The 23,407-nt window shown below is 46.6% G+C and carries 16 protein-coding genes; 3 read left to right on the top strand and 13 right to left on the bottom strand.

Annotation, left to right across the window (positions count from 1 at the left end):
• Nucleotides 1-41 precede the first annotated feature (41 nt).
• The 12 genes from IAQ59_RS03725 to IAQ59_RS03780 form a co-directional block, all read right to left on the bottom strand.
• On the bottom strand, nt 42-1,307 hold the full coding sequence (locus IAQ59_RS03725; protein ID WP_209329423.1) for a Gfo/Idh/MocA family oxidoreductase: 1,266 nt from the start codon (nt 1,305-1,307) through the stop codon (nt 42-44).
• A 493-nt stretch (nt 1,308-1,800) separates the two neighbouring features.
• Nucleotides 1,801-3,051 (bottom strand): serpin family protein, encoded by a 1,251-nt coding sequence (locus IAQ59_RS03730; protein ID WP_245189408.1) that lies wholly within the window; start codon nt 3,049-3,051, stop codon nt 1,801-1,803.
• A 251-nt stretch (nt 3,052-3,302) separates the two neighbouring features.
• Nucleotides 3,303-5,018 (bottom strand): FAD-dependent oxidoreductase, encoded by a 1,716-nt coding sequence (locus IAQ59_RS03735; RefSeq protein WP_209329424.1) that lies wholly within the window; start codon nt 5,016-5,018, stop codon nt 3,303-3,305.
• Between the two features lie 138 nt (nt 5,019-5,156).
• A complete protein-coding gene (locus IAQ59_RS03740) occupies nt 5,157-7,301 on the bottom strand; it encodes a hypothetical protein (protein WP_209329425.1) in 2,145 nt (714 codons plus the stop codon).
• Nucleotides 7,302-7,558: 257 nt separating this feature from the next.
• Complete coding sequence (locus IAQ59_RS03745) at nt 7,559-9,499, bottom strand: polysaccharide biosynthesis protein (protein ID WP_209329426.1); 1,941 nt, start codon at nt 9,497-9,499, stop codon at nt 7,559-7,561.
• A 379-nt stretch (nt 9,500-9,878) separates the two neighbouring features.
• Nucleotides 9,879-10,790 (bottom strand): phosphoenolpyruvate carboxykinase (ATP), encoded by a 912-nt coding sequence (locus IAQ59_RS03750; RefSeq protein WP_209329427.1) that lies wholly within the window; start codon nt 10,788-10,790, stop codon nt 9,879-9,881.
• A 199-nt stretch (nt 10,791-10,989) separates the two neighbouring features.
• A complete protein-coding gene (locus IAQ59_RS03755) occupies nt 10,990-11,724 on the bottom strand; it encodes a YdcF family protein (protein ID WP_209329428.1) in 735 nt (244 codons plus the stop codon).
• Nucleotides 11,721-13,568: an asparagine synthase-related protein gene (locus IAQ59_RS03760; protein ID WP_209329429.1), complete on the bottom strand. Its 1,848-nt coding sequence runs from the start codon at nt 13,566-13,568 to the stop codon at nt 11,721-11,723. Before IAQ59_RS03760 ends, IAQ59_RS03755 begins: the two co-directional genes overlap by 4 nt.
• Before the next feature lie 15 nt (nt 13,569-13,583).
• Nucleotides 13,584-14,030, bottom strand: coding sequence for a lasso peptide biosynthesis B2 protein (locus IAQ59_RS03765; RefSeq protein ID WP_209329430.1), 447 nt, complete (start codon nt 14,028-14,030; stop codon nt 13,584-13,586).
• Nucleotides 14,011-14,292: a PqqD family protein gene (locus tag IAQ59_RS03770; RefSeq protein WP_209329431.1), complete on the bottom strand. Its 282-nt coding sequence runs from the start codon at nt 14,290-14,292 to the stop codon at nt 14,011-14,013. The genes IAQ59_RS03765 and IAQ59_RS03770 overlap by 20 nt, the downstream gene beginning before the upstream one ends.
• A gap of 19 nt (nt 14,293-14,311) precedes the next feature.
• Nucleotides 14,312-15,211 carry a sulfotransferase domain-containing protein gene (locus IAQ59_RS03775; RefSeq protein ID WP_209329432.1) on the bottom strand — a complete coding sequence of 300 codons (900 nt, stop codon included), beginning with the start codon at nt 15,209-15,211 and terminating at the stop codon, nt 14,312-14,314.
• Nucleotides 15,201-16,103 (bottom strand): phosphoenolpyruvate carboxykinase (ATP), encoded by a 903-nt coding sequence (locus IAQ59_RS03780; RefSeq protein WP_209329433.1) that lies wholly within the window; start codon nt 16,101-16,103, stop codon nt 15,201-15,203. Before IAQ59_RS03780 ends, IAQ59_RS03775 begins: the two co-directional genes overlap by 11 nt.
• Before the next feature lie 305 nt (nt 16,104-16,408).
• Here IAQ59_RS03780 and IAQ59_RS03785 point away from each other — a divergent pair, with 305 nt between their 5' ends.
• The gene (locus tag IAQ59_RS03785) at nt 16,409-16,894 is read left to right on the top strand and encodes a methylated-DNA--[protein]-cysteine S-methyltransferase (RefSeq protein WP_209329434.1); all 486 of its coding nucleotides are present in this window, start codon (nt 16,409-16,411) and stop codon (nt 16,892-16,894) included.
• Between the two features lie 59 nt (nt 16,895-16,953).
• Nucleotides 16,954-17,445: a GNAT family N-acetyltransferase gene (locus tag IAQ59_RS03790; protein WP_245189409.1), complete on the top strand. Its 492-nt coding sequence runs from the start codon at nt 16,954-16,956 to the stop codon at nt 17,443-17,445.
• Here the strand turns inward: IAQ59_RS03790 and IAQ59_RS03795 are convergent.
• The gene (locus tag IAQ59_RS03795) at nt 17,434-18,396 is read right to left on the bottom strand and encodes a ChaN family lipoprotein (protein ID WP_245189410.1); all 963 of its coding nucleotides are present in this window, start codon (nt 18,394-18,396) and stop codon (nt 17,434-17,436) included. The genes IAQ59_RS03790 and IAQ59_RS03795 overlap by 12 nt on opposite strands.
• An 86-nt stretch (nt 18,397-18,482) precedes the next feature.
• Between IAQ59_RS03795 and IAQ59_RS03800 the strand changes: the two genes are divergently transcribed.
• A complete protein-coding gene (locus IAQ59_RS03800) occupies nt 18,483-19,880 on the top strand; it encodes an MBL fold metallo-hydrolase (RefSeq protein ID WP_209329435.1) in 1,398 nt (465 codons plus the stop codon).
• The last annotated feature ends 3,527 nt before the right edge of the window (nt 19,881-23,407 follow it).

Below are 23,407 nucleotides of genomic sequence, written 5' to 3' on the forward strand. Positions count from 1 at the left end.
TGTTTCTTTAATTCTCAATTAAACGGGAAATCTCAATAGGATCAAATGGTATAAGGAGCCCTCATCGGCTGGTTGATTAACCGATTTGCTGCTTCGTCGTTGACAAACTCCTGCTTTACCGGATCAAACTGAAGGTTTCTTCCCAACCTCAGCGCAACTAAGCCAATATTCACCATAGTACATGAACGGTGGCCATTTTCCTCGTTCAATGCAAATTTTCTTCGGGTTTTGACCGCTTCCACAAAGTCTGTTACCTGCGGGGCCGGATCTGGAAATTGGGCAAGCTTCCGCCGAAAATCAGGGATATCGCACTCAAATCCCCGATACAGATTTCCCTTTGGACCAGCTATATAAGGGGACTCGATGGTTCCTTCTCCATCCAAGATTATCTGACATCCATCTTCGTACGTATAAGTAATTTTTCGCCAAGTCCCTACCGCGTCGGCATGTTGCTGGGGGGCGTCGATTTCCACTTTTACCGGGCTTGTTTCGTCCTTACCTAGGAAATATTGAATCGGATCCAAATAATGTTGGCCCATATCGCCGAGGCCACCTCCGTCGTAATCCCAATATCCGCGGAAAGTACCGTGTGTACGGTGTTCGTTATAGGGCTTGTACGGCGCGGGACCCAACCATCTGTCGTAATTCAGCTCCTTCGGAGGCGTCTCCGGCTGCAAATTGGTACGGCCTACCCAGTAAAATTTCCAATCGAAACCAGTAAGCTTGCCTACCGTTACCTTTAGCGGCCAGCCCAACATACCGGAGTCCACTAGCTTCTTGATATTTTTCACCTCGGTGTTCATGCCGTAAAAATTGGCATCAAATCGAAACCAGGTATTCAGCCTAAAAATATTTCCGTGTGCCTTCACTGCTTCTACCACCTTTTTTCCTTCACCGATGGTTCGTGTCATCGGTTTTTCACACCAGATATCCTTTCCTGCTCTAGCAGCATCCAGGGCCATGATCCCATGCCAATGAGGAGGCGTTGCTATATGCACGATATCCACCTCCGGCAAACGAATCAGTTCGCGATAGTCTTCAAAAGTCTTTACACCGGTGCCGAGGGTCTCCAAGGAACGCTGAATATGCCGCGTATCCACGTCGCAGATGGCCACAACCTTGGTTCCTGCATAATTAAAATGTCCGCGTCCCATGCCGCCAACACCTATGATGCCTTTGGTCAGGTGGTCACTCGGTGCCAGGTATCCTTTTCCCAACACATGACGGGGTACAATGGAAATACCCCCCAAAGCCAAAAGAGACCCTTTTAAAAAGCGTCTTCTGGATCCATTTCCTTTTTTATTCATTTTTCACAGTTATGTAAGAATAAAGCCAAACACAAGAACGAGGACCCCTGCAATGGCCTCTGCTAAGTGATTTGACCAATAGGTTGAAAATTTAAATTTTTGCTTAGTTTAACTTGTGAATATATTCCTTTAATCAAGGAATACCAAACCCCTTAATGCGTTCTAAAAACTTTTTATTTAATTGGTATATCAGGCACCACCTTTGGTGATTTTTTTCAAAAAGAACCATAAGGTTACTCTGGGATTTTAAGATAAAACCCAACAACTACTGCCTTCTAGTAGGTCCACTTTACCATTGGATGATCGGTTAAAAGTGAACAGACCTTTCACAGCGGTATGCAACTTGCCCATGTAGAAGGTTTACAGGCCTTCCACCTTATTCTTTACCCGCTTCTTCGTACCTCTTCGGCGCCGTTTACCAAAATAAAAAGCCTTGCTGTTCGGACAAATAACCACAAACAGCAAGCCACTAGCACTTAGCCAAAAGAAAAACCTAGCCGCCTAGGGAAGGATTACTGATTTTGCCCATGAAGAGAATCGCACCACTATGCGCCTCCTGTATAAAGAATAAAAAGGGCTTATCCACCCGGTAGGAGATCGGACCACTGGGGACAGAAGTCACCACTACCTCTACAATGGTGGCAGCGGCTGCCTCAGTGCCCTTTTCGTCCACTTCGATAAACGCATCGTGTATGACCCTACTAAGTTCCATCCCTCCGGATACCTGCTCAAACAGCTCGGAGAAGTTCTCCGGATGGGGAAGAAAGGGTGTTTCCAATCCCAACTCAATCAGGACTTCTTTCAAATCATCCTGCTTTTGCCGCATCTTGAATTTAGGGAAGCTCAACTGAATTGACCGCATGGCTGCGTTGCTTCTGAAACCATTCAATTGCTCTAACGTCAGCGCTGACACTACCTTGTCCAGTTCAAAGTTTTCACTGACCAAAACCCCCATTGAATATTGTCCGGTACTGTAGGGAATCTCCAGGTAGGTAATATCCCCCTGTTGGGAAAAACGAATATCCGCGCCCGTATCAAGGGACATCATATCTACCTCTACTTGCCGACCAGGTCCAGTCTGAAAAGGTTGCTTTACTGTATTTGACACCGGAAACTGATACTTCCAATCACCTTTAAAATGAATGGCGTTCACCAAATACATGATAGCCTGTGCGGGCACATAATCCAACATGTCTTTGATAATTCCATTGGTTTTGGACTCTATCCAATGGTTAATTACATCCTTCGCCTGTGGGCTAGCCATATTCAACGAGGCCACCTCGGCGGCATAGTAGTCGGCTACCGTCTGTCGAAATACCGGATTTAATTGCATTCCCTCACGGTACCATATGGAATTGGCAATTGCCATTTTTACCTTCGGGTCCACCCCCAGCAAAAACTCGGTCAATTCCTTTGCAGCGCTATTGGCATCCTCCTGACTCATGTTTCCAAATCGGAGTACCTCCAGGTATTCTCTCAAGATATCCCCTCGGTTTCCATTCATGGTCATGCTGAGTGCCTGATGTATGCTGTAAGGACTGAAAAACAGGTTGGGATCGTCACCTTGTTGCAATTGCCGAAACAAGTCCATTGCAAACAAAGAACTGGCATCCACCATCTCCCGCTCATAGGCTTGCAACGTACGAATATTGGGCGTAAGTGGAGCGTCCGGTTCATTGCTGCTTTCACAGCCAAATAGCATTCCGCCTATTATGAAGAAAAGGACATACAGTAATCGCTTCATAGCATCCATTGGGTTTAGGGTTCATTAGTATCCCCAAGACGTAACAACCAACATCCATGCTACAATCCCCAAAAACTTTTTTTAAAATTCGTAAAGGGAATCGTACCGCTTTTGCCACAACACGGATTCCGCCTGCTACGTCGGAAAAAAGTGGGGGTAGCGGAAGAACAGCTTGACAACTTAGGCAAAGTCCAGATAGTCGAGCCGCTTCAACAGGCTGGGTTGGTTTGATAGCCTGTATGGTTAACCCGCTATTCGGGCCAATGGGTCTCTATTCCCTGGCTGCGAATAAACCGCTGAAAATCTGACAGTCTATCAGGGTTGTCCCGTACCGCAAGGGGTCGTTCGCCTGTCTCCAGACAATAGGCCCCCAACATCCCTACAGCCTCGCCGATGCTCCATTCTACCGGATGTAGGCGATAGCATCCATTGGTGATATGGGTAGTGCCAATGTTTTTATTCGCCGGTAGCAGGTTTTCTGTTTCCTGGGGAATCAACGCGCCGAGAGGAATCTGGAAAGGAAGCGAACCAAAATCAATGTAATTATCCCCTCCGCTGCTGGGATGCAGGTCGATATGATAATATCCGACTCCCACGCTGTCATAAAAATCAGCGGCCTTCACGGGACCATCTCCGCTCATGACCATTTTTCGGTTTTCTGCACCTACATGTTCTTCCAACACCGTAAACAGTGCCTTGATTCTCCGGGCCTCCCGCACGTAGGGGTACTTCGCAAGACCATCTTCGGTCCCCATCACATCTCCCCTGAGCCTAAGCCCGGGCCAGCCCTGTCCCCCATCCGGTCTGGGGGCCTCGGTTTGCAGCCAATACAGCAGTGAGAGACTAAGTTGCTTACCTCGCTCCACATGGTGATGGAAGGTATCATCGTCCACGTCCACGATATTGCCCAGCATGTAATCATTTTGCGGCCAATTGACGATGGTGATATCTCCCGGGTAATGGCCCTCTGCAAAATTCGCTTTATGGATGAGCCTTCGGTACAGCCAAAGATTCAGGCTGTCGCCCGTTCGGAGTCCTTCCGGATGAAATCCCAGCGCCTTCGGTTTCAAATCCCTTGGATTGGAGTAATTTAATTCCAAAATCTTCCCCGACCAAGGAGGGCTAAGGGGAGGGGTATGGTTGTTCCAAAAATCGTATTCTAGGGGTTTGGAGATAACGTGGTTTTCCCCCGGTACATAGTCCATGGCAAAACACATCGTAAAGGCCTGATTATTGGTAGGATCAGCCTTCTCGGCTGCATGCAGCTCATTTGTCTGAGCTTTTGATTCCGCTCCCGTCACATAGGCTGTACCTGTCATTGGAAGCAAGTCGCCCAACTCGGTGGCATCCACGAAGTAAGGGGCTTCCAAGGCATAGGTCTTACCTGATCGCAAGCTCTTCACATGCAACGACTTCACCTTTTTGCCGTTCATTTCAGCGCTAACTGCCCGGTGCTCGAGCAATAGCACCAACTGCCTATTGCTTAGATAAGGCGCCATCATGTCATGCAAAACAGCCAGCGCTACCCGGGGCTCGTGGCATAGCCTGGAAACGGATCCATCCCCGGGATTCAGGAATTTGCGGGCCATTGCATCTGCGGTGAGGGGATAATACCTCTTGTAGTATTCCCGAACGGCTGTTCGAAAATCACGGTACAACTGGGGTGCACCGTGTGTCTCTATCCACTGATGTTCGTCCGGCGGCACACCCTGTTGGGTAATCTGTCCACCCACCCAGTCCGTCTCCTCCGTTAAGATCACCGACAATCCATTTCTTAACGCGGCAAAAGCGGCTGCACATCCACCCAGACCGCCACCCGCCACCACCAAATCTGCCGATAGACTTTCAGTACCTACGAGCACCTTTCGCTTGGTTACCGGAACTGCATAAGCAGAGGACCCAAAGGGAGAAACGCTCAATAGCCCTCCTCCAAGAGCCAGGTTTCCAATAAAATTTCTTCTGTTCATCTGTGTAAAATTAGTAGTTGATCAAAATTCGGCGATCTAGATGTCCGCACAGGCAAACTGCTGGGTTCTAAATCGGTGCTTTAACGGAATTCACTTCATTTGTTGGTGTTGGTTAGTCAAGCTACGAGGCGCAACTCCCTACCTGTCTTGAAACATCCGTTCATGGACAGCAGGGAAGGATTGGTTTACCTGTGAATCCGAGGTCAATTCCCAATAGCTCTGTTTTTGTAGCACAAGAACCTGAGTGGCCACAATCCAACTTTGGGTCCATCCAGTGAGAGTGCCCCAAGCACCCCAGCCTACATCGGCATTGGATGCCCAAAACTCCCAGCGCTCGTAATCAAAAGCCCGAAACCAAGCCCCGTCCAAATCCGGGAACCGTTCGCTCTTCACCTGAATACGGGTAAGAAAGTCCGATAGTTTTTTCAATGCCTCAAAGTACGCTGAATTCCCCGTTGCATGTGCCGCTTCGTTCAAACTAAAGAACGCAAAATTACTGGTGTAAAGCATATCCGCTATGGGGTCACCGTTGGCAAATATCAACGGTGCCTCGTGCAGCCCGTATTCTTCGTTGGACTTCGTTTTGCCGTAACGTCCCTTTCCTTCTCCACCCAATTCCTCACGGATGGCTCCGGAGGGCACCTGATTTTCCAGCAACTTACTCACGATCCGATCCAGCCACCCCCGGTGTTCCGGGGTATCCTCCACACGCACCAGCCAAGCCAAAGGCAGGATCATGCGCGCCCGTTCCTGCTGTATCCCATTGGTCCATAGCCATTCATCCGGGTAACCTTCCATGGTGATCCTGATCGCAGACTTCGCCTTCTCCAAGAGAGGTTCATGACCTGTCTTGTCGTAAAGCCACAGGTAGAGAGCCCACATCCAAGATTCGAAGTGCGGGGCGGGGTTGACCACATCCCTATCCCAGTAGTATTTCCAGCCGTTTCGATGCAGATCTTTGTTTTCCAAGCGATTCATCCGAAATCCGGACTTTCCGGTCGTGCGGAAATTGGCCAGGATGGCCTCCACCATCTCCCTATCCCAATCAGACAGCTCCAAGTGGGCAGACGCACCCAAGATGCCCAAAATTGCCCGCGCGTTGTCGTCTCCGTAATACACATGGGGATGGGTGTGCGACCATCCTATCAAACCGTAGGCCGCAGAATCCGGATGACTTCTTGGGCCAGTTCGAAGATTTTCTTTAAAAATAAAGTCAATAAGATTGATGGCTGGCTGTCGGTATTCATCAGATTCGGATAGCCGGGATGCCGCCGCCAACGCATAAGCACCTTCACCTTGCACATCGGCACGGATCCAATACCGGTATTGCTGAGAACCATCGTGATAGATATTGGAGGAATGCCCCTCCAACAATCCCAAGGTGCCATCTCCTACCGGCTCATCCTGTGGAACGGGTGGCCCCACTGGGTTTAGGCCGTCGCTTTGGTAGTGTAGCCACCTATCCTTCCAATCGGAATGAATGAAAAACTTCCCTTTGGCAAACCAGTCCACCCCTCGCTGTACACTTTCCCGCTTGGCCTCCTCACTCACCGCCTCATTGGCGAGAAGCGTCGGCGAAAGGTACCTAGGCCAAGTATCAAACGTAAAATCATCCTTTCCGGTCAAATCTGCTATAATGGTGGATAATACGGCCTTCCAATGATCTTCCGGACCATAGCGTGCCTTGCCAAAATCAGAAAATTTACTGAAAGACACGAAGCCAAAATCCCCTTTGACCAATAAGGGGTAGTTGGGAACACCCGTTAAGCCATACTCCGCACGGTCAAGGCCGGCTACTTTGGCCAAGACCATCAAGGGATTTGCTGCATCTGATGAAATCAAATGGCAATCATTGATCCCTAGAATTTGGAGCGAATCCAGCGATGAACCAAAGTAAGAAGAAGCCACCACCCCCCTTTCGAGTCGGGTTTGTAGGTTTTCAGCGTCCAATTTAATGCCGGGAACAAAATCGGGGAATTCGACATAGACCTTCTGCCCCTTTTGCTTAATGGTTTCGTAGAACGCCGTAGAAACAGCCGTACGCCGCTCGGGATAACCTGAAGCGAGTACCAAAATCACAGATCGCTCTTTAGCAGCCTTAGCCGCAGAAAGCGCATCATCAAAAAAGCGGGTTTCAAACCCTTCTCCCTCCAACCAACGAATCATATCCGAATCAGCCCCCCCTACCACACTGAGTGTATTTGCGGGATCAGCACAACGGAAAAAGGATAAAATAAGGAATAGAACGAGAAAAAGTTTGCAGCCAATGAGTCTCACATGCATGGTAAAATGGGGTTATGTTCGGATTGAGACCCAAATTAAGCCATTACACAAAAATTACCAATTCGTTAACGGATACAAGTGACGAAATTCCATCTATCGCGTTGAAACCACAAAAAAACACCTCCCCAAACCACTATAAGTCAAGCCTACAAAATGGCTACGGCAACACTAGTGGGATACTTGGCTTCCAGTCGATTAGAAAAAAGACAATACGGTTAACCAGAAAACACGGTAAGTCAACCTGGCCAGCTGTTACCTTACTTTTCGTCGACAAATTTTTTATCTAGCGCCTCAAACCGGGAGCTGGCACTGATATATTCCGGAACCATTCTCTTCATTTCGAGAACCAAGTTCCAATCTGTGTTGGCTTCTGTAAGGTTCTTGCACCGTTGTATACAGGCGTCGATCTCATCGAGGTTACCCGGGATTACATTGGCTATAAAGATCTTCTCGTGCTTTTTAAATTGATGGGTAGATTCACCATTGTTCAGCAGCTCTTCGTACATTTTCTCTCCATCGCGCAGCCCGACAATTTTAATATCAATATCCACTCCAAGCTTTTTGCCGCTGAGGTGGATCAATTTTTTTGCCAAATCGATTATTTTCACTGGCTTGCCCATGTCAAACACATAGATTTCGCCTCCATCGCCCATGACTCCTGCCTCTAACACGAGTTCGCAAGCCTCCGGAATGGTCATAAAGTATCGGGTCATTTCAGCATCTGTGACAGTGACCGGCCCACCCTCTTCGATTTGCTGGGTAAAAAGCGGAATGACCGATCCATTGGAACCCAATACGTTACCAAATCGGGTGGTGATGTACAAGGGGTGATTTTCCGGCTGTGTTTTTGCCAGCCGCTGGTTTAGCGATTGAATGTACATTTCGGCCATTCGTTTCGATGCCCCCATGACGTTGGTTGGGTTTACTGCCTTATCGGTAGACACCATCACAAATTTTTTGGTATGAAAGGTTAGCGCAGCATCTGCCATATTTTTGGTTCCCCAAACGTTCGCCATAAAGGCTTCCTTTGGATATTTCTCCATCATGGGCACATGCTTATAGGCTGCGGCGTGAAAGACATAGTCCGGCCTGAACTGTTCAAAAATCTCTTCCACCATGGGGCGCCTTCGTACATCTGCCAGCAGTACTTCCACATCAACATCCGGGGCACAGCGCTTCAACAGATTTTCCACATCATATAGTGCAGACTCTGCCATGTCCAAAATAAGTAGTTTCTGAGGCTCCGCTCTTGAAATCTGCTTTGCAAGTTCCTTTCCGATAGACCCCGCTGCTCCGCTGACCAACACCACCTTACCCCGCAGCTCTTGGATCACCAGGTCATTTTTCAGCTTGATGCTCTTTCTGCCAAGAAGGTCTTCAATGTTTATCTTACGTATCGCGTTGGTCTCCAACTCGCCGCTTATCCACTGATTCACCGGAGGAATAGTATATACCTTCAGTCCTTTGTCCAGGGCTTCCTCCATAATCTCCTTTTTGCGGTCGTTACCTATCTCCAATGCCGCCACAATCAGTTCGTCAGGTTCGTGCTTTTGAATCACCTCATCCAGCACTTCCATGCCGCCCAGAATCTTCACACCCTGAACGTATTTCCCCTTCTTTCGGGGGTCATCGTCCAGGAATCCACAATTGATATATTTGTATTGGTGGTCTTTCTTGATAGCTTCGTGGGTGAGCACTCCGGCATCTCCGGCGCCAAAAATCAGTACCCGTCGAACCGGCTTGTCATGCTGACTAACCTTAAGCCGATATAAAACGTCCTTCACAGCCAACTTGTAGGCAAACAACGTGATAAAGGAAATCATGGTGGCAATTATCAGCACAGACAAAGGTACCATATAACCCAACTCGGTGTACTGATCAATAGCTACCGATGAACTCGCTACAATCAAAAACTGGAGCGCCAACGTTTTGAAAAGCCTGATCCCATCACGAATACCCGAAAAGCGAACGATCACGTTGTAGATTTTGGTGAAATACATCACCGTGACACCAACCAAACAAAAGAAAAGGGCTCCCCTCAGAAACTGCATCCCGACCATTTGATCCATCTCAAAATTCGACCTTACAAAAAAGGCCGCCAATGCTGAGATAAACAAAATCAAACCATCGATAAATACAATCGCAACCCGGGGAAGGATCTGCACTGTTCGTAAAACTCTCGCTGCAAATTGAACCATAAAAATGTGTGTAATAGTCTAATCGATATGATTTAATTAGATAGTGCCTAGAGGTTACTTTTTTCTTAGAGTTTATTGCATTTGGATGGATTTATATAAAATCCAATCCAAATGGACGGAACCACTATGTGCATAGCATCTTAGCCCACCCATTAATCGACATACAAAGTAACTCAATCACGGTTAAAAAAAGAATTATTTTTGAAATAAATTAGATTTTCTTTTTTGCAATAGCTGAATCACTACCCTTACCCCGTTAAGATAAATTGCTAGATACAAATCGAGGCATAAGGAAGAGGAATGTGATCACAGGAATAATTTTTGTTTGATTGCCCGTAGTGAGAATTAGGGCAAATATGCTCGAATATGTTTCTTCCTGCTAATGAATTATCCGAGCTTCTATAGCAGCCGCAAGCTGTTCGTACGTCGGTGTAGTCAATGGCCGTACGACAGACCAAAAAGGTACCCGCTGGCATATTCCGGACAACAGCGGAAACAGAATCTTTTCCTTACCCATCAGCTCCAGCCATACCTGTATGTTGATATTGTTTTTTAAGATAGCCATTCCCTGCGCCGGGCTGACCTTTTCAATAGCGATCTCCTCCCCAAACTTCCGAATAAATATCACTCCACCCAATTCCTTGGCTTCTTTCACAAATCGATCATGAAAGAACACATTGGTCCTCCCTGCTTCGGTTATTGCGGGGAGGCCATCCGCCTCGGTAAATGTTCGTTGATACTTCATGGTGCGTTCGCGAATACCGGCAATCGGATAAGTAGGGGTAGCGATGCACTTGCCTCCTTGAAGGTGGATCAAAACGAGGTCATCCGAAAACAGCCTATATCCCCGCTCAGAAAGCATCAATGCCGTCGATGACTTTCCTGCATGGGAACGACCAACGATCATCCACAACTTACCCTCCCTATCGAGAACCCCCGAAGCATGAAATGGAAACAGGTTTCGTTGAAAAAGCAGGGCCGACATGCAGCGACCGTAGATATATCCTCCCAGCAAGCGGGTATCATCCGTGAATGGACGCACCAAAATATCCCTGCCTTCGCATATTAAATAGTGTGCTGTGCCCTCCACCTTGTACAGAACCTCCTGCTCATTAATATCCGCATCGAATGCCGTCCCTTTTTTTTCTTTGCTTAACGAAAGCTCCTTTGTGGATTCCAGTAGCCGGATGGAAACCACATCAGGGGGCTTGACGCCTTCATAAGCCATCATTCCGGGCAGGGAAATGTCCGATTGGATCACCAAGCCAAAAGCTGTGTATACGAATGTCATCTGTTTTATTTTCTTTTCAAGGCATCATCACCTAATTGTATTCCTCCTAAGGTCGGTGCATATTCCCACCTCATGTATCACTTTTCCCTCTTGTACCGGTCAAATTAAGCCTGTTGCCCTTTATCAAGCCCCATTTCGGTACGCTGCCTCTTTGGATCGAAAAAGCCCGTCACAGTTTGCGGTTTCCAGTTGCTGATACCTACCAACCCAATGTGAGCATTCCCATCCACTCGTGGAGAACCATGGCCCATAGGTTAATGCCTTCAATAGACGGAACCAAGTAAGAAGTCAACCTTCGATTGGAATCCAGGGTATGAATCAAGTGGTGGGGTGAAGGAATCACATGCAATCCCTGCGACTCAAATAGCCGCTTTGCCCGTCTCATATGCAGGGATGAAGTGACCAATATTAATGAATCGTAGTGTGGAAATTTCTCTTTAAAATGCAATGCCTCTTCATAGGTGGTCTGAGGCGTGGGGACGATCTGGATCTTTTCCACCTTAACCCCGAGTTCTGCGGCAGCCTGTGCATAAATTTCCGCCTGGGAAATAAAACCAGGAAGTCCGGAACCTGAAACCACCAAATTCGAAATCGGCGTTTGTTGCCATATCCTGCATCCTTCTATTAACCGTAGACGTGCACTGATGTGTAATTGTTGGACCGGCGAAAGTCGTTCGTCTACGGTAGCTCCCGCTCCAAGTACCAAAATCGGCAGCCCGTTCATGCCATCCGCCAAATACCGCAATGGCTGAATTTCCTGTTCCCAATTCCCAATGATCCACTTGGGAAAGGCTGGAAAAAAAAGCGGAAGCATAGCCAGGGCTAATATACTCAACGATCGCCTACCCTTCCAACTAAACCATGCGACCAAGATTAACAATGCAACCAACCAAAATGCCGGATTAATCAGGAAATTATGGGCGAAAATTCTCATAAAGATGTCCCGTTAGAATTCCTTTCACATAGAAAAATCAGTCCCATCGCCCGCGCGATATTTCCGGATAGAATAATAGACCCCCCTTCCTCAAACTGCTTCATTTTCGATTTAAGTGCCTCCATATCCAAAAATTGCCTAACGGGGTGAGTGGTACCTACACCCTGTACTAACTCCCAAAAAGCTGCCTTTTCCTGCAAAAAGCGCTCCCGCCAGTCAGCACTTTGTAATCCCTTTTTGGCATTAAATGCCACCTCATCCGGCAGCAATCCTTTCATGGACCGCCGTATGAGGTGCCTTCGCATATTCTTTCGGTAAAACTCCTCTGGTATTCCCAAGCAGAAAGCCATTAGGTCGGCATCATTCGTCGGATCCCAGTGGATCAATCCTTTCACCTGAGATAGTGATTGCCAAAAAACGCTTATTTGATTATTGTGCAGCCCCATAAGTTGGCACCTACTTTGGCCAACCCATTTGGGAAGCGTTCTATCCAGCGGATCGGATTCCTCCTGTAAAAGATCCTTAAAAACAAAACTTGCCAAAAAATCCCTCTTGATAATAGATTCACTGGGGATATCGGCGAAGGTGCGGGGAATTTTTCTGAAAGAAGCAAGCGATTTCCCTCCCTGCAGCTTATCCCAATAAACCATCTTTACAGCATCCTTTAGCGAGGACTTCCAGGTGGCGGGCCGCTGACCCTGCCAAGAGACGGTTGCGTTGCCCTGCTGTCCTACCAGCATCAGATTGGTTCCCAGCTGCTTGGCCCGGTCGCTGATTTCGTATATCCAATGCAGGTTTCCAATACCATGAGCCAGCTCCTGAAATATATCCACGCTCTGCGCAATGCTGTCCAATAATTTATAGCTGGTTCCATCGCATACCTGTTGGTCTATGTTACCCGCATACTGCGCCGTCAAACCGGCGTAATAGTCCTCGTTGTCAAACTTATATTGACTCTCTTTGGGGGGAACACTGCTCGTGCCGGTATAGGCCAATAACCTTCCACCAGAAGCACGCAATGCCTCTGCTGCCAGCACCGATACCGACCCCGAGTCCAAACCTCCACTTAAGTGACAACCTACGCTGGCACCGGGAATCATTCGCTCGGTCACTGCCTTTCTGTACACGGCTAAAAAAGCCTCCACATAGTCCTCTTCTTTTGCAAACTGAACCCGCTTTACCCGGTCAAAAAACCAGTACCTTTTCTTGGCTATGGAAAGATCTGCGTTGATTTGTAACGTGTGTCCAGGAGGAACCGGAAATACATCCTTATGAGAGGTCTGAGGACTGGAAATACGACTGATCAACAGCCTCTTGAGGATAAACAATTCATTGAGGGGCATGGGGTATGGGCTCGCCGAAAGGAGTAGTCTCTTCGAATTGGACACCAGTATTTCATCGCCCACCTGACTATAAAACACAGACCTTGTAGCCAGGTGATCCACCGCCAGGAAGAGCCGCCGCTTATCTTCCTCAAAAAGGACCACCGACCAATCGCCATCCAAATGATCTACAAAGCGCTCTCCCCATTTTCGGTAGGCATAATATACAAATAGGGCATTTTCCGCATCTGGATTCTCGAGTTCCCTCTCGCCTAATGCAATTCTCAAATACTCCCTATTATCCAATCTGGATTCTACCAATAAGCGTATCCCGTCACGCTGAACGTAAGATAACAATCGAAAAGGAACCGAATTGGCTTCTGCTTCTCGAACAAAAAGGCTAAATCCTCCCCCGTAAACCGTTGAGTGGTAGCCTGTGCAAGGACCACGGGAAATCGCTTGGACCCTTAGCGAAAAACGCTCGCGATTGACAGAAAAATATCCTAAGAATGTATTGTTCATCGCTGTTGGAATTCCTCAAAACTTGATTTCGATGTAATCTTCCCTGCGGCAATGGCCGCTTACAAAACGTCCGCCGGCCATCACCCAAGCGTGTGCGTCCCGTTTGCCGTTAGTAGGTACCCGCTTCATGCCTACGTGGTAGGAATAGGGAATGCGGTATTTCCTCAATAGGCGGATCGCCTGCCAAGCCTGATGCCTGCACACGTTTACCCAAGGGATATATTTTGCTCCCAACCGAATGGCGGCCGAGATATCCGCTATCCAAACCAACTGATCCGCCGAAATCGGGGAGTCGACAGATAATTCGTCCTCCTGAAAAAGCCTTTCCGAAGATGCCAACGGGCTGCGGAAAAACACTAAAATCCCCCGGTATGCCGAAAGCAGCAGCACCTCGAAAAAAAGGATTTTCCTGCTTCGTTTTAGCCGGATAAAGCTTAGCGCCCTATTCAGCAACCGCTTCATGGATGTACCCTTTTTCCAGCAACAAATTAATTGACTTTATCAGCTGGCTTTCGCAGGTATCCTCATCTACATCATATTCTTCGATCAATTTAAGCTTGATCCCTTGCAGGCCGTCGCCTTCGCTAAGGTATTTGAAGATACTGCAAAATGTTGGGTTCAAATTAAGGTATTGATTGTTTTCTACATCAAACAATACGCCCTCATCATCGAGTTGGGTGAAGAGCACTTTGTCCTCATTTACCTGAAAGTATCGGTTTTCCATAGTCTTATTGAATGTTAAGTCATTTGATGAAATCATCAACGGGCCCGACCCATTGGTGCCTTTCTATTAAATACTGCTTCGCTTCTCCCCAGTATCCGAAGTAGCGCATCATCTTTTCATTGCATTGCATTATTCGTTGGATCTGCTGAACGCTTAGCTCCTGTTTCCACCTACCGGACTGCCCTTTGTTGAAGAACTTCATACTTGGGTAGGGCTTTTCGTGAAAACCCTTTTTGGCTTCTTGTTCTTGAAGCTTTTCAAATTGCACCAGATCCAACGCCTGCTGCACTTGATCGGCAGAATAGTGAAGCCCTGCTGCCTCTAGTGCCCCACTAAAGGCTTTTATTGAATGCGCCTTCATGTCCTCATATCGGAGCGCTTTGATCGGAATTTGCTGTTGAAACATCCAACTTTCCGCATGCAGTGACCAAGTTCCCAGCCGCTGATAGCTCTGACTCCAAGACCGGGTAGACTTCACAAACCCGGCCGACTCATTGCAAATAAACTGGTCGATGGTCTGATCCACACTTTGCTTGTTATGGTTTGCAAACGAAAGAACGACATCCAGTGGATTTCTTACCAAATATATGGCAAAATTGCCCGGCACATCTGCCACGATGGGCTTTCCACCCCAAGGGGAATAGGTGTAGGCATCGTGTACTTTTAGAAATCGCGGCGTCACCTCTCCCAAATAGGAATAGCCCATGGCCAATCTTCTGTAGGCCTCCGCCTCCCGTAACGTCAGGTCATCAAAATCGGTGTCCAGTATCTCCTCCCATAGTCCTTTGGCAGAATAAATACCTTGTGTAGCCATTTGATTGATATCAACTTCTCCCTTTCGGAGTGCGGTAATGAATGATCGAAACCACGTATTGCCCGACTTGGGGTAGGAGGCAAGCCATATCACCCTATTTTCCATATGATGCAAAGATCTGCGAATCTATAGCCTCGGAAAATTCTGCAAAGGTCTTCTTCCCTTTAGGTCGGGAAGCCATCCAAAACGGAACCTTTTTTGCAATGGAGGTGATGAGCCTGAACTGCATCAGCTGCTTGTTCATTCCCATAACCCATTGCCTGCGGTACACATTATTGCCCAAATGCTGCATGCCTAAGCTGGGTTTTAAGGAGCTGATACTGATCTCGCTGCCCTGCTCTTGCAAGTAAATAATACCTTTCACAGGCATGGCAGTGGCCTGAAATTGCTCGTGAAAGTGTATGCCATATTTTTCCACTTCTGCCCGAATCTGAAATGCGGCCCCTTTATCATAGGCTTCTTGGTTTTCCAATGTTGCCCGCCATGCCCGAATCATCGGATAGGAAGGGATGGCCATGCATCTACCGTTTTCCATAAATACCAAAGCAGTGTCATCGGTAAACAAGGGATAACCGCGCTCCTGGAGTTTGAGTGCCGTAGTGGACTTACCGGTCCGGGAAGGTGCCGATAAAAGCCATACGCCGTCCCCTTGCAGTACGCCGGATACGTGAAAAGGAATCAGGTTTCGTTGAAAGAGCAGGGCGGCGATGGCGTTTGAATAAAAAAACAACAGGATACTCGCCCAATCCTCGGACACCGGACAGATTAGAATTTCCTTTCCGTCACGCACAAAATACGTGGCGATATCCGGAACCTTATAACCGAACTCTCGCTCATTGTACCAGGAAAAGGGCTTTGTGACGGTGGGAGCAGACTCAAATTCGGGCAACTGTGTCACTATCTTGACCTCAAAATCCGCCCCAGTATCACTGGCTAAAAAGGCAGGAAGTTCAATATCAGATGTGCACCGGAGCCCAAAGACTTGGTGATAAAACATAGATCGGTGGAATGCTGTTATTTAAATTGCCGGTCAAATATATAAGTATTCTCCAAGGAAAAGCAACCTTACGTCCGTTTAATTTACTTAAAAGCCGGAAGAATAAAAAATCTTCGTATGGTTAATAATATTAAATACCGTGCTCAAAACCGCCTTGCCGATGATGGAGTCAGAAAAAAAGGCTACCTTGTGCAAACTTTCCGGCTGCACTTTTGATAACAGCCGCCGGTAAGCGTCTCCAATTGGGGTGAAAAAGCCAGGCGTCACCTGTGCGGCAAGTAGTATTCACTTTATCACCCACACGTATGATAAAAACCATGGTAATCAGCTCCCCCCTAGGCAATATCCGGTTAATCTCGGAAGGAGGATACCTGCTGGCATTGGAGTTTACCGATGAACCGGAAGCAGTAGATGGGGACAGCGCATTTTTACTGGAAGTAAAACTTCAGCTAGACGCATACTTCAGGGGAGATCTTCGGATTTTTGACATTCGGGTAGGCATAGGAGGGACGGATTTTCAAAGAAGAGTTTGGATGGAAGTAAATAAAATTCCGTATGGCTCCACCGCTACCTACCAAGACATCGCTAAAAAACTGGGAAAACCAAAAGCGGTTCGGGCGGTAGGAATGGCCAACCGGGCCAACCCCCTCTTAATAGTTATACCCTGCCACCGCATTATCGCCCAATCCGGTGAACTCACGGGGTATGCCGGTGGGCTATGGCGCAAGCTTAAACTTCTCCAACTGGAAGCCCGTGACAAACCCGGCAAGCCCTACAGCCTTGGCTTCTAAAAAAGTCCGTCAGGCTAGCTCAAAATTTACGTCCGCTATGATCGGCAAACAGCAAAAGCATGTATATTCGCAGGATGGGAAACATCACAATCCATCCTTTCAGCCCTGAACTTGCCCCCTACTTTCTTCAGATCAATCGCCAATGGATAGAATCCTTTTTCTCCATGGAGGCCTTTGACAGGGAACAATTGGAAAATCCCTTAGATAACATTGTACACGCCGGTGGGCAGGTTTGGTTTGCCGAATGGCAGGGCAAGATCGTGGGGACCGTAGCCGTCAAGGTCCTGCACGATGGCAGCTACGAATTAATTAAGATGGGTGTTTTGCCGGAAGCGCAGAGGAATCACCTAGGCCGGAAATTGGTAGAAGAGGCACTTGCTTGGACCAAGGCGAGGGGAGCTCCGAAAATCGTGCTTTACAGCAATTCCGTTCTCGCCCCCGCCATTGCCTTGTATCGAAAAATGGGTTTTCAAGAAACCCCCATAGAACCGGGGAAATATGCCCGATGCGACATCAAGATGGAAATGGTATTTACCGCATCAATCCCCTGAGCGTACCGGATCTGTCAAAATAATCAAATCCGCAATTCCCTTGTAAGTTGCCCAGTCAGGATCATCGTAATCATCGGCAGGGAAGGCACTGATGGTAAACACCTTGATACGTTTATTCAATCGAGACAATTCCTCCGCGGTGCCCAACCGATAGTCGCTATGAAAACGTCCATTTAGGTGGAGAATTCGTGTTTTTCGGTCTTTTTTCCACGTATGCCATATACTTTCCGCCATGGTCGCGTCTCGGAGCAGCTGGGCGTGAAAGACGGACGGTCCCATGCCGTGGCCGTGGCCGCCCATCGCTTCGTCAAACTTGCGCTGATATGCCGGACGCAGGGTATCAAGCGGCAGCCGCACTATCCATGACCGGGAAGCCTTGGGAAGCGCCTGCAATGCGGACAACCCCTTACGGGAAACCAAATTGGCGTAGCGTGTGGGTACATTGGCTGCCACCACGTGCTGCCCCGACTCCACGGCCAAATTCACCAACGGGGCATAGTCTGCGTAATTTGGCCAAGCTTTGCCTTCAGCTTTTAGTTTAGCCTCTGTAATATGGCCCTGCACATACTCATCCAACACAAGCTGGGCATCTCGTTCAAACATCTCCAAGCTTAGCGTGGCATCGCCATAGGCCTTAATCATAGCGTCGTATAACGCATGCTGTATGGTGTGGGTAATGCTGTCGTTGTGCTGCTCACCGAAAAAAACCACATCCACCCGATCTAGGACGTTTACTACCTCAGAAAGTGTGGCTTCCCGTCCTTCGGAAACGAGGTAAAGTTTGGCATGCTGAATCCACGGTTCCTGTGCCTCAGCGCCGAAAAACAGCGTGAAGCAACTCGCTAAACACACCCAAAACCGACTTCCGCTCATCTTATGGGGCCCTCCTTTGGGCGTTTGGTAATTTTTGTCACTGAAATCACGATCAAAAGGTACCAATTTTGTGATCATAAATTAAACTAAGGAGCAGGAAATCTTAGGAAGAAAAAAACACTGCACCTGGAAAAACAGTGAAACCAAATAAATAAAAGACAAAGATGTTCTTCGAACTAGTATACGACAAGAGTTTGGCACAGGCCAGTTATGTGATTGGATGTCAGGCCGGCGGAGTGGCCGCAGTGATCGATCCCAAAAGAGACGTGGACACCTACCTTCAGATTGCTAAGGCAAACAACATGAAGATTACCCATGTGCTCGAAACCCATATCCACGCGGACTTTCTCAGCGGTTCTCGGGAACTGGCGGCACTGACCGGGGCGGAACTTTACCTATCTGATGAAGGGGACGAAAACTGGAAATACGCCTTTCCGCATCACAAGATCAAACACGGCGACAATATCAAGCTGGGTAACCTGAACTTCGAAGTGTTGCACACACCCGGTCATACCCCAGAGCATGTCAGCTTCTTGCTTACCGACAAGCCCGCTTCCCACGAACCCGTCATGCTGTTTACCGGTGACTTTGTGTTCGTAGGTGATGTGGGCAGACCCGATCTGCTGGAACAAGCTGCGGGCCTCAAGGGCACCCAAGATGTAGGGGCAGCCCAGATGTTCGACTCTCTGAACGAATTCGTGCAGTTGGGTGACTACATCCAAGTATGGCCTGGTCACGGGGCGGGTTCTGCCTGCGGCAAAGCCTTGGGGGCCGTTCCTATGACTACCGTAGGCTACGAAAAAATCAGAAACTGGGCCCTTCAGATGCTCAACGACAAAACCGCGTTTGCCAAGGAACTCTTGGCCGATCAGCCCGAGCCACCAAAGTACTTCGCCATGATGAAGAAGCTCAACAAGGTGGATCGAAAGCTCCTTACGGAGGTTCCTAAGGTAAGCAACCTATCCGAAGCGGCTTACCGAGAAGCCAAGGCATCCGGCTTACGCCTTATAGACACCCGCACCCCGGAGCAATTTGCGCAAGGCTTTCTAAAGGGCGCCTACAATATCCCTAACAACAACTCCTTTTCCACTTGGATGGGCTGGTACATGGACTACGAATCCTACTTTGTACTAGTGGCCGAGGAAAAAGAGGTGGATGAGTTGACCCGAAAGCTGATGCGTATCGGCATGGACAATATCCACGGGTACATCACTCCAGCTCAATTACTCGAATTCGAAGCTGGCAAGTTGGAGCACTACGAACCCATCGGGCGGGAAACCGTGGAAGCAAAGCTGGAAGAAGGCGGTGTACAGGTAGTAGATGTGCGTGGAGTCGCCGAATACAACAAAGGCCACATAGATGGCGCGGATAACCTCTTCGTCGGCAAGCTTCCAAACAACCTGGATAAGGTAAGCAAGGAAAAGCCGGTAATCATTCACTGCCAAAGCGGTGGCAGGGCCGCCATCGCCTACTCCATCTTGCGGGCGCATGGATTTGACAACGTGCAGAATTACGCAGGAGGATGGGTTGACTGGAGCACTGCCGTAGCCGTAGGCAGCTGATTCCGTTGGAGGCAGGCCTGAATATGAACGCTGTGAGGTCTTTCCTGTGTCTAGGATAGATCTCACAGCGTTTTCTTTTCCTTTTGTTATATTATTTTTATTCCGTATAAGACTATTTAACTATTTTAAATATAAGGGTACCATTTTCCAGACGATTTTATAGTTAAAAACTGGCGTCAAAAAAATAATTTTCCTATCATTGAGAATTGAGCAATCAGACACCAGCTAATTTATAAAATCAACCCGCTAGGACTGCATGGATGTATAATGATTAACCAAGACCCGTTGTGAACGCTAAAAAGTAATTATAAACAGATGAAATATAAACACATGAAAAAAAAATGGATAAACCCAACTTGGGAATACCTCCCGGTAGAGTTTGATTTCGGCCCGGAAGATGACTTCGCAGCCACTGGAAGCGCTTCCTAGTACGGATCGGGCATATTGGTTTATTGATAAAAAAACGTATATCGGATGGCTCACCGGGAGGATCCAAATTTGAGCCCACCTATGGAAAAATGCTGCGGGATTAAGTAAAAAGCTTGCATCATCACAAGCGAAAAGATCTAATTTCGTCATTTAGAATCATTTTATTACAAACTACATCACACAATTACAATAAAATGACATCACAAAGGCAGTTTGACAGAACGGGAATGAAAATATACTGAAATCAAGTTATTGGCCATCAAGTCAGGATTTGAAAGTTGCTCAGATGGACAGTCACTGGAATGCAAACAAACTGGTTTTTAAAAAAAACCATTCCCAAAAGCAGCTAGTGAATCCAAATCCAACAGCAGGTTGCTAACTATTTTCTTAAAATGGGAAACACTTTATATAACTCCTCATTCAACAAATAAAGGGTCATTTTATAAACCAAAAAAAACGTATTTCAAACAGCTTTTTTTGCTTTTTTTTAATTAGAGCCATATGTGAAACTTTGTCTTGAAATTTCTTTCATTTTAAATCAAGAAATCTTATAATTACATGACTGACTGAAAGATAGAAGTGAAAAATTAAGCATGATTTAAAGTGTAGCTAGTAAAATGAGTGTTCTACGCTCTTTCTACCTGTAAGTCAGGTGTCTACCCCGTTTGATAACTGAAAAGCGATTATGAGAAAAAAACAATGGATAACTCCCGAACTATCAGAAATAGTGATATCATTCTCTGATGCAGGAAGTGAGCAAGATGCTTTTGTGATGGATGATTCTATCCTTTTTGAATCTTGACCGCAAATATATAGTTGGTAATGTGCATATCCTTAATTGTTGTTGGAAGTTTGTAGTAGGTCGCTTTCGAAAATGAGGAAACACAGGTTTTGTGGTCTAATTAATACCAAACGAGGCAATTGGAAAGTCAAAGATAGTTAGGGGCCTCTGCCTGGTTGTTATAAAAAAGACACCTTAGTTTAGTAACAAAATAGATAAAGTACTATCATTTGTACGATTTCAAATAAATCGATAGCCTAAATTAAAGCGTTGTAGTCGATAAAACCATGAAAAAAGAATGGAGTAATCCGAAAATTTGTGACTTAAGTATCCTAAATGATCCGGGTAGCGCACTTGACGGGCCTGTTACTGGAGGGACTGGTGATTTTTCATAAGAGAAACTCTATGCATCTGTTCATTAGAATTAGGAATATGTGCTCCCAAATCTAAACCTTTACTCATTTAGTTGATCAAATCTGGAAAAAAGCGCGATGGTAATCGGTATTCTTTTGACCATATAAAATTAAATCTTTTAAAGGCCTTCTTATTGATATTTAGATAAAATCATTAGCCATTTTTAGAAGGTCGGAATGAGACCCGCTTTTCTATAGTAGCGCTTAGCGTTTTCAATTAGAAGAAACCACCATTTCCGACAGGTTGAAAGCGAACATGAAAATTAAAAAAACCGTCTGTGTTCATTCACACGTTAGTAAGGGCAGCATTGGCTAGGTGTTTCCTTCGGTAAATTTTTTAGGATTAATCTACTGATTTTATTGTCGAATCGCTGAGCTGTCGAACTGCCGAATCGTCAAACCGAACCCCCATCGAAACCAAGAACTCCGGCCCCGAAACGGGTCGCACATCCGTAACCTCAGGGCAGCACCCGGGGAAAAAGAACCTTCTGCTCTACCGGTTTGGCCGCCAAAAATATAGAAAATAAAGACGGTGCTCTCTATCTCCCGCGAAAATGTTGATTCAGGAGGCTACACAAAAACATAAAATCCGGAAACTTTTCGATCGACCTGGTCTTTCACCTTTTCGATGCGCAGCTTCGAGATTGCTTCGCTCCTGCGTTACTCGCAATGACGGTGAGTTCGGCACGTCATTGCGAGGCTTGAAGAAAACCTATTGTGGGAATCGACGGTGGCTTTTGCAATTCCTTTATAAAACAGCGCATTGCCCAACATCAAGCCGAAGCAATCCCGAAATACGTGTAGAGATTGCTTCGTCGCATACTCCTCGCAATGACGGTGAGTTCAGCATGTCATTGCGGGGCTTGAAGAAAACCTATTGTGAGAATCGATGGTGGCTTTTGCAATTCATTTACAAAACAGCGCATTGCCCGAGATCAAGCCGAAGCAATCCCGTGATACGTGTAGAGATTGCTTCGTCGCATACTCCTCGCAATGACGAGGGAGATTGTTGAATTGCTTCGCTCCTTCGTCAATCGCAATGACTGCGAAGACCGAAGCGAAACGACGCCAATCCACCTGCCAAACCTATCACGCTAGTAGCTAAGCGGATTCTTTCCGTTTGGACCCAATTCCAATAGCGTATCCCTAACCCGCAATATACCGAAAGGCAAAGCCGTCGTTTGCGTTTTGGCATTCCAGGTAGAAAAAGCAGATGAACTTTCGAATAAATTAAAATGCCTGTTAAATAACTGGTTTTGTATTTCATTTTGAATATTGAATTTTTATAAAATATAATTCCGCATATACTTTCCTTTTTAATCCAGAATACGTAACATTGTCTATAAATCAAAATAATACAACAGCGATGAAAAAAGAATGGACAAATCCGGAGATTCGAATTATAGATATCAATAATGCAATTGGCCCTCAACTTGATGTTGATTTTGGTGGAACTTATGCAACGTCCTAATAATTGCGGCAACATTAAAGCATTTTTACAGCTGATTTCAACGAAAATCAGGGGGGAATTATTGGAAAACTGTAACTGCCAAAAAAAGAACTATACGCTCTAATATCTTGACTGAAAAAGTTATATCTAGGTAAAAAAGCTTATTCGATTATCAAGAAAGAATCGAATGACCCGTAAATATTTGACCTATGTATTATTAATGAGGCCGGTACCGCATTTGTAGACCCAATTATGGATAGAATGGTCTCTTTTCCTAAAAAAAACTAATCGTAGGTTTATTACCCTACGTGGTATAATTTTTGTAATGCTTAATTTCAATTTGAAATAGTACAGCCCCCATTTCATATACTAGGTTGACGCTTTTTTTCTTTTGTCTATTACTACTTTACGGACTTAAGTTTTTTTATCATTTTCGTAATGCCTATCGATGTCC

Source organism: Lunatimonas salinarum, from assembly GCF_017811155.1.
GTDB classification, from domain to species: Bacteria; Bacteroidota; Bacteroidia; order Cytophagales; family Cyclobacteriaceae; genus Lunatimonas; species Lunatimonas salinarum.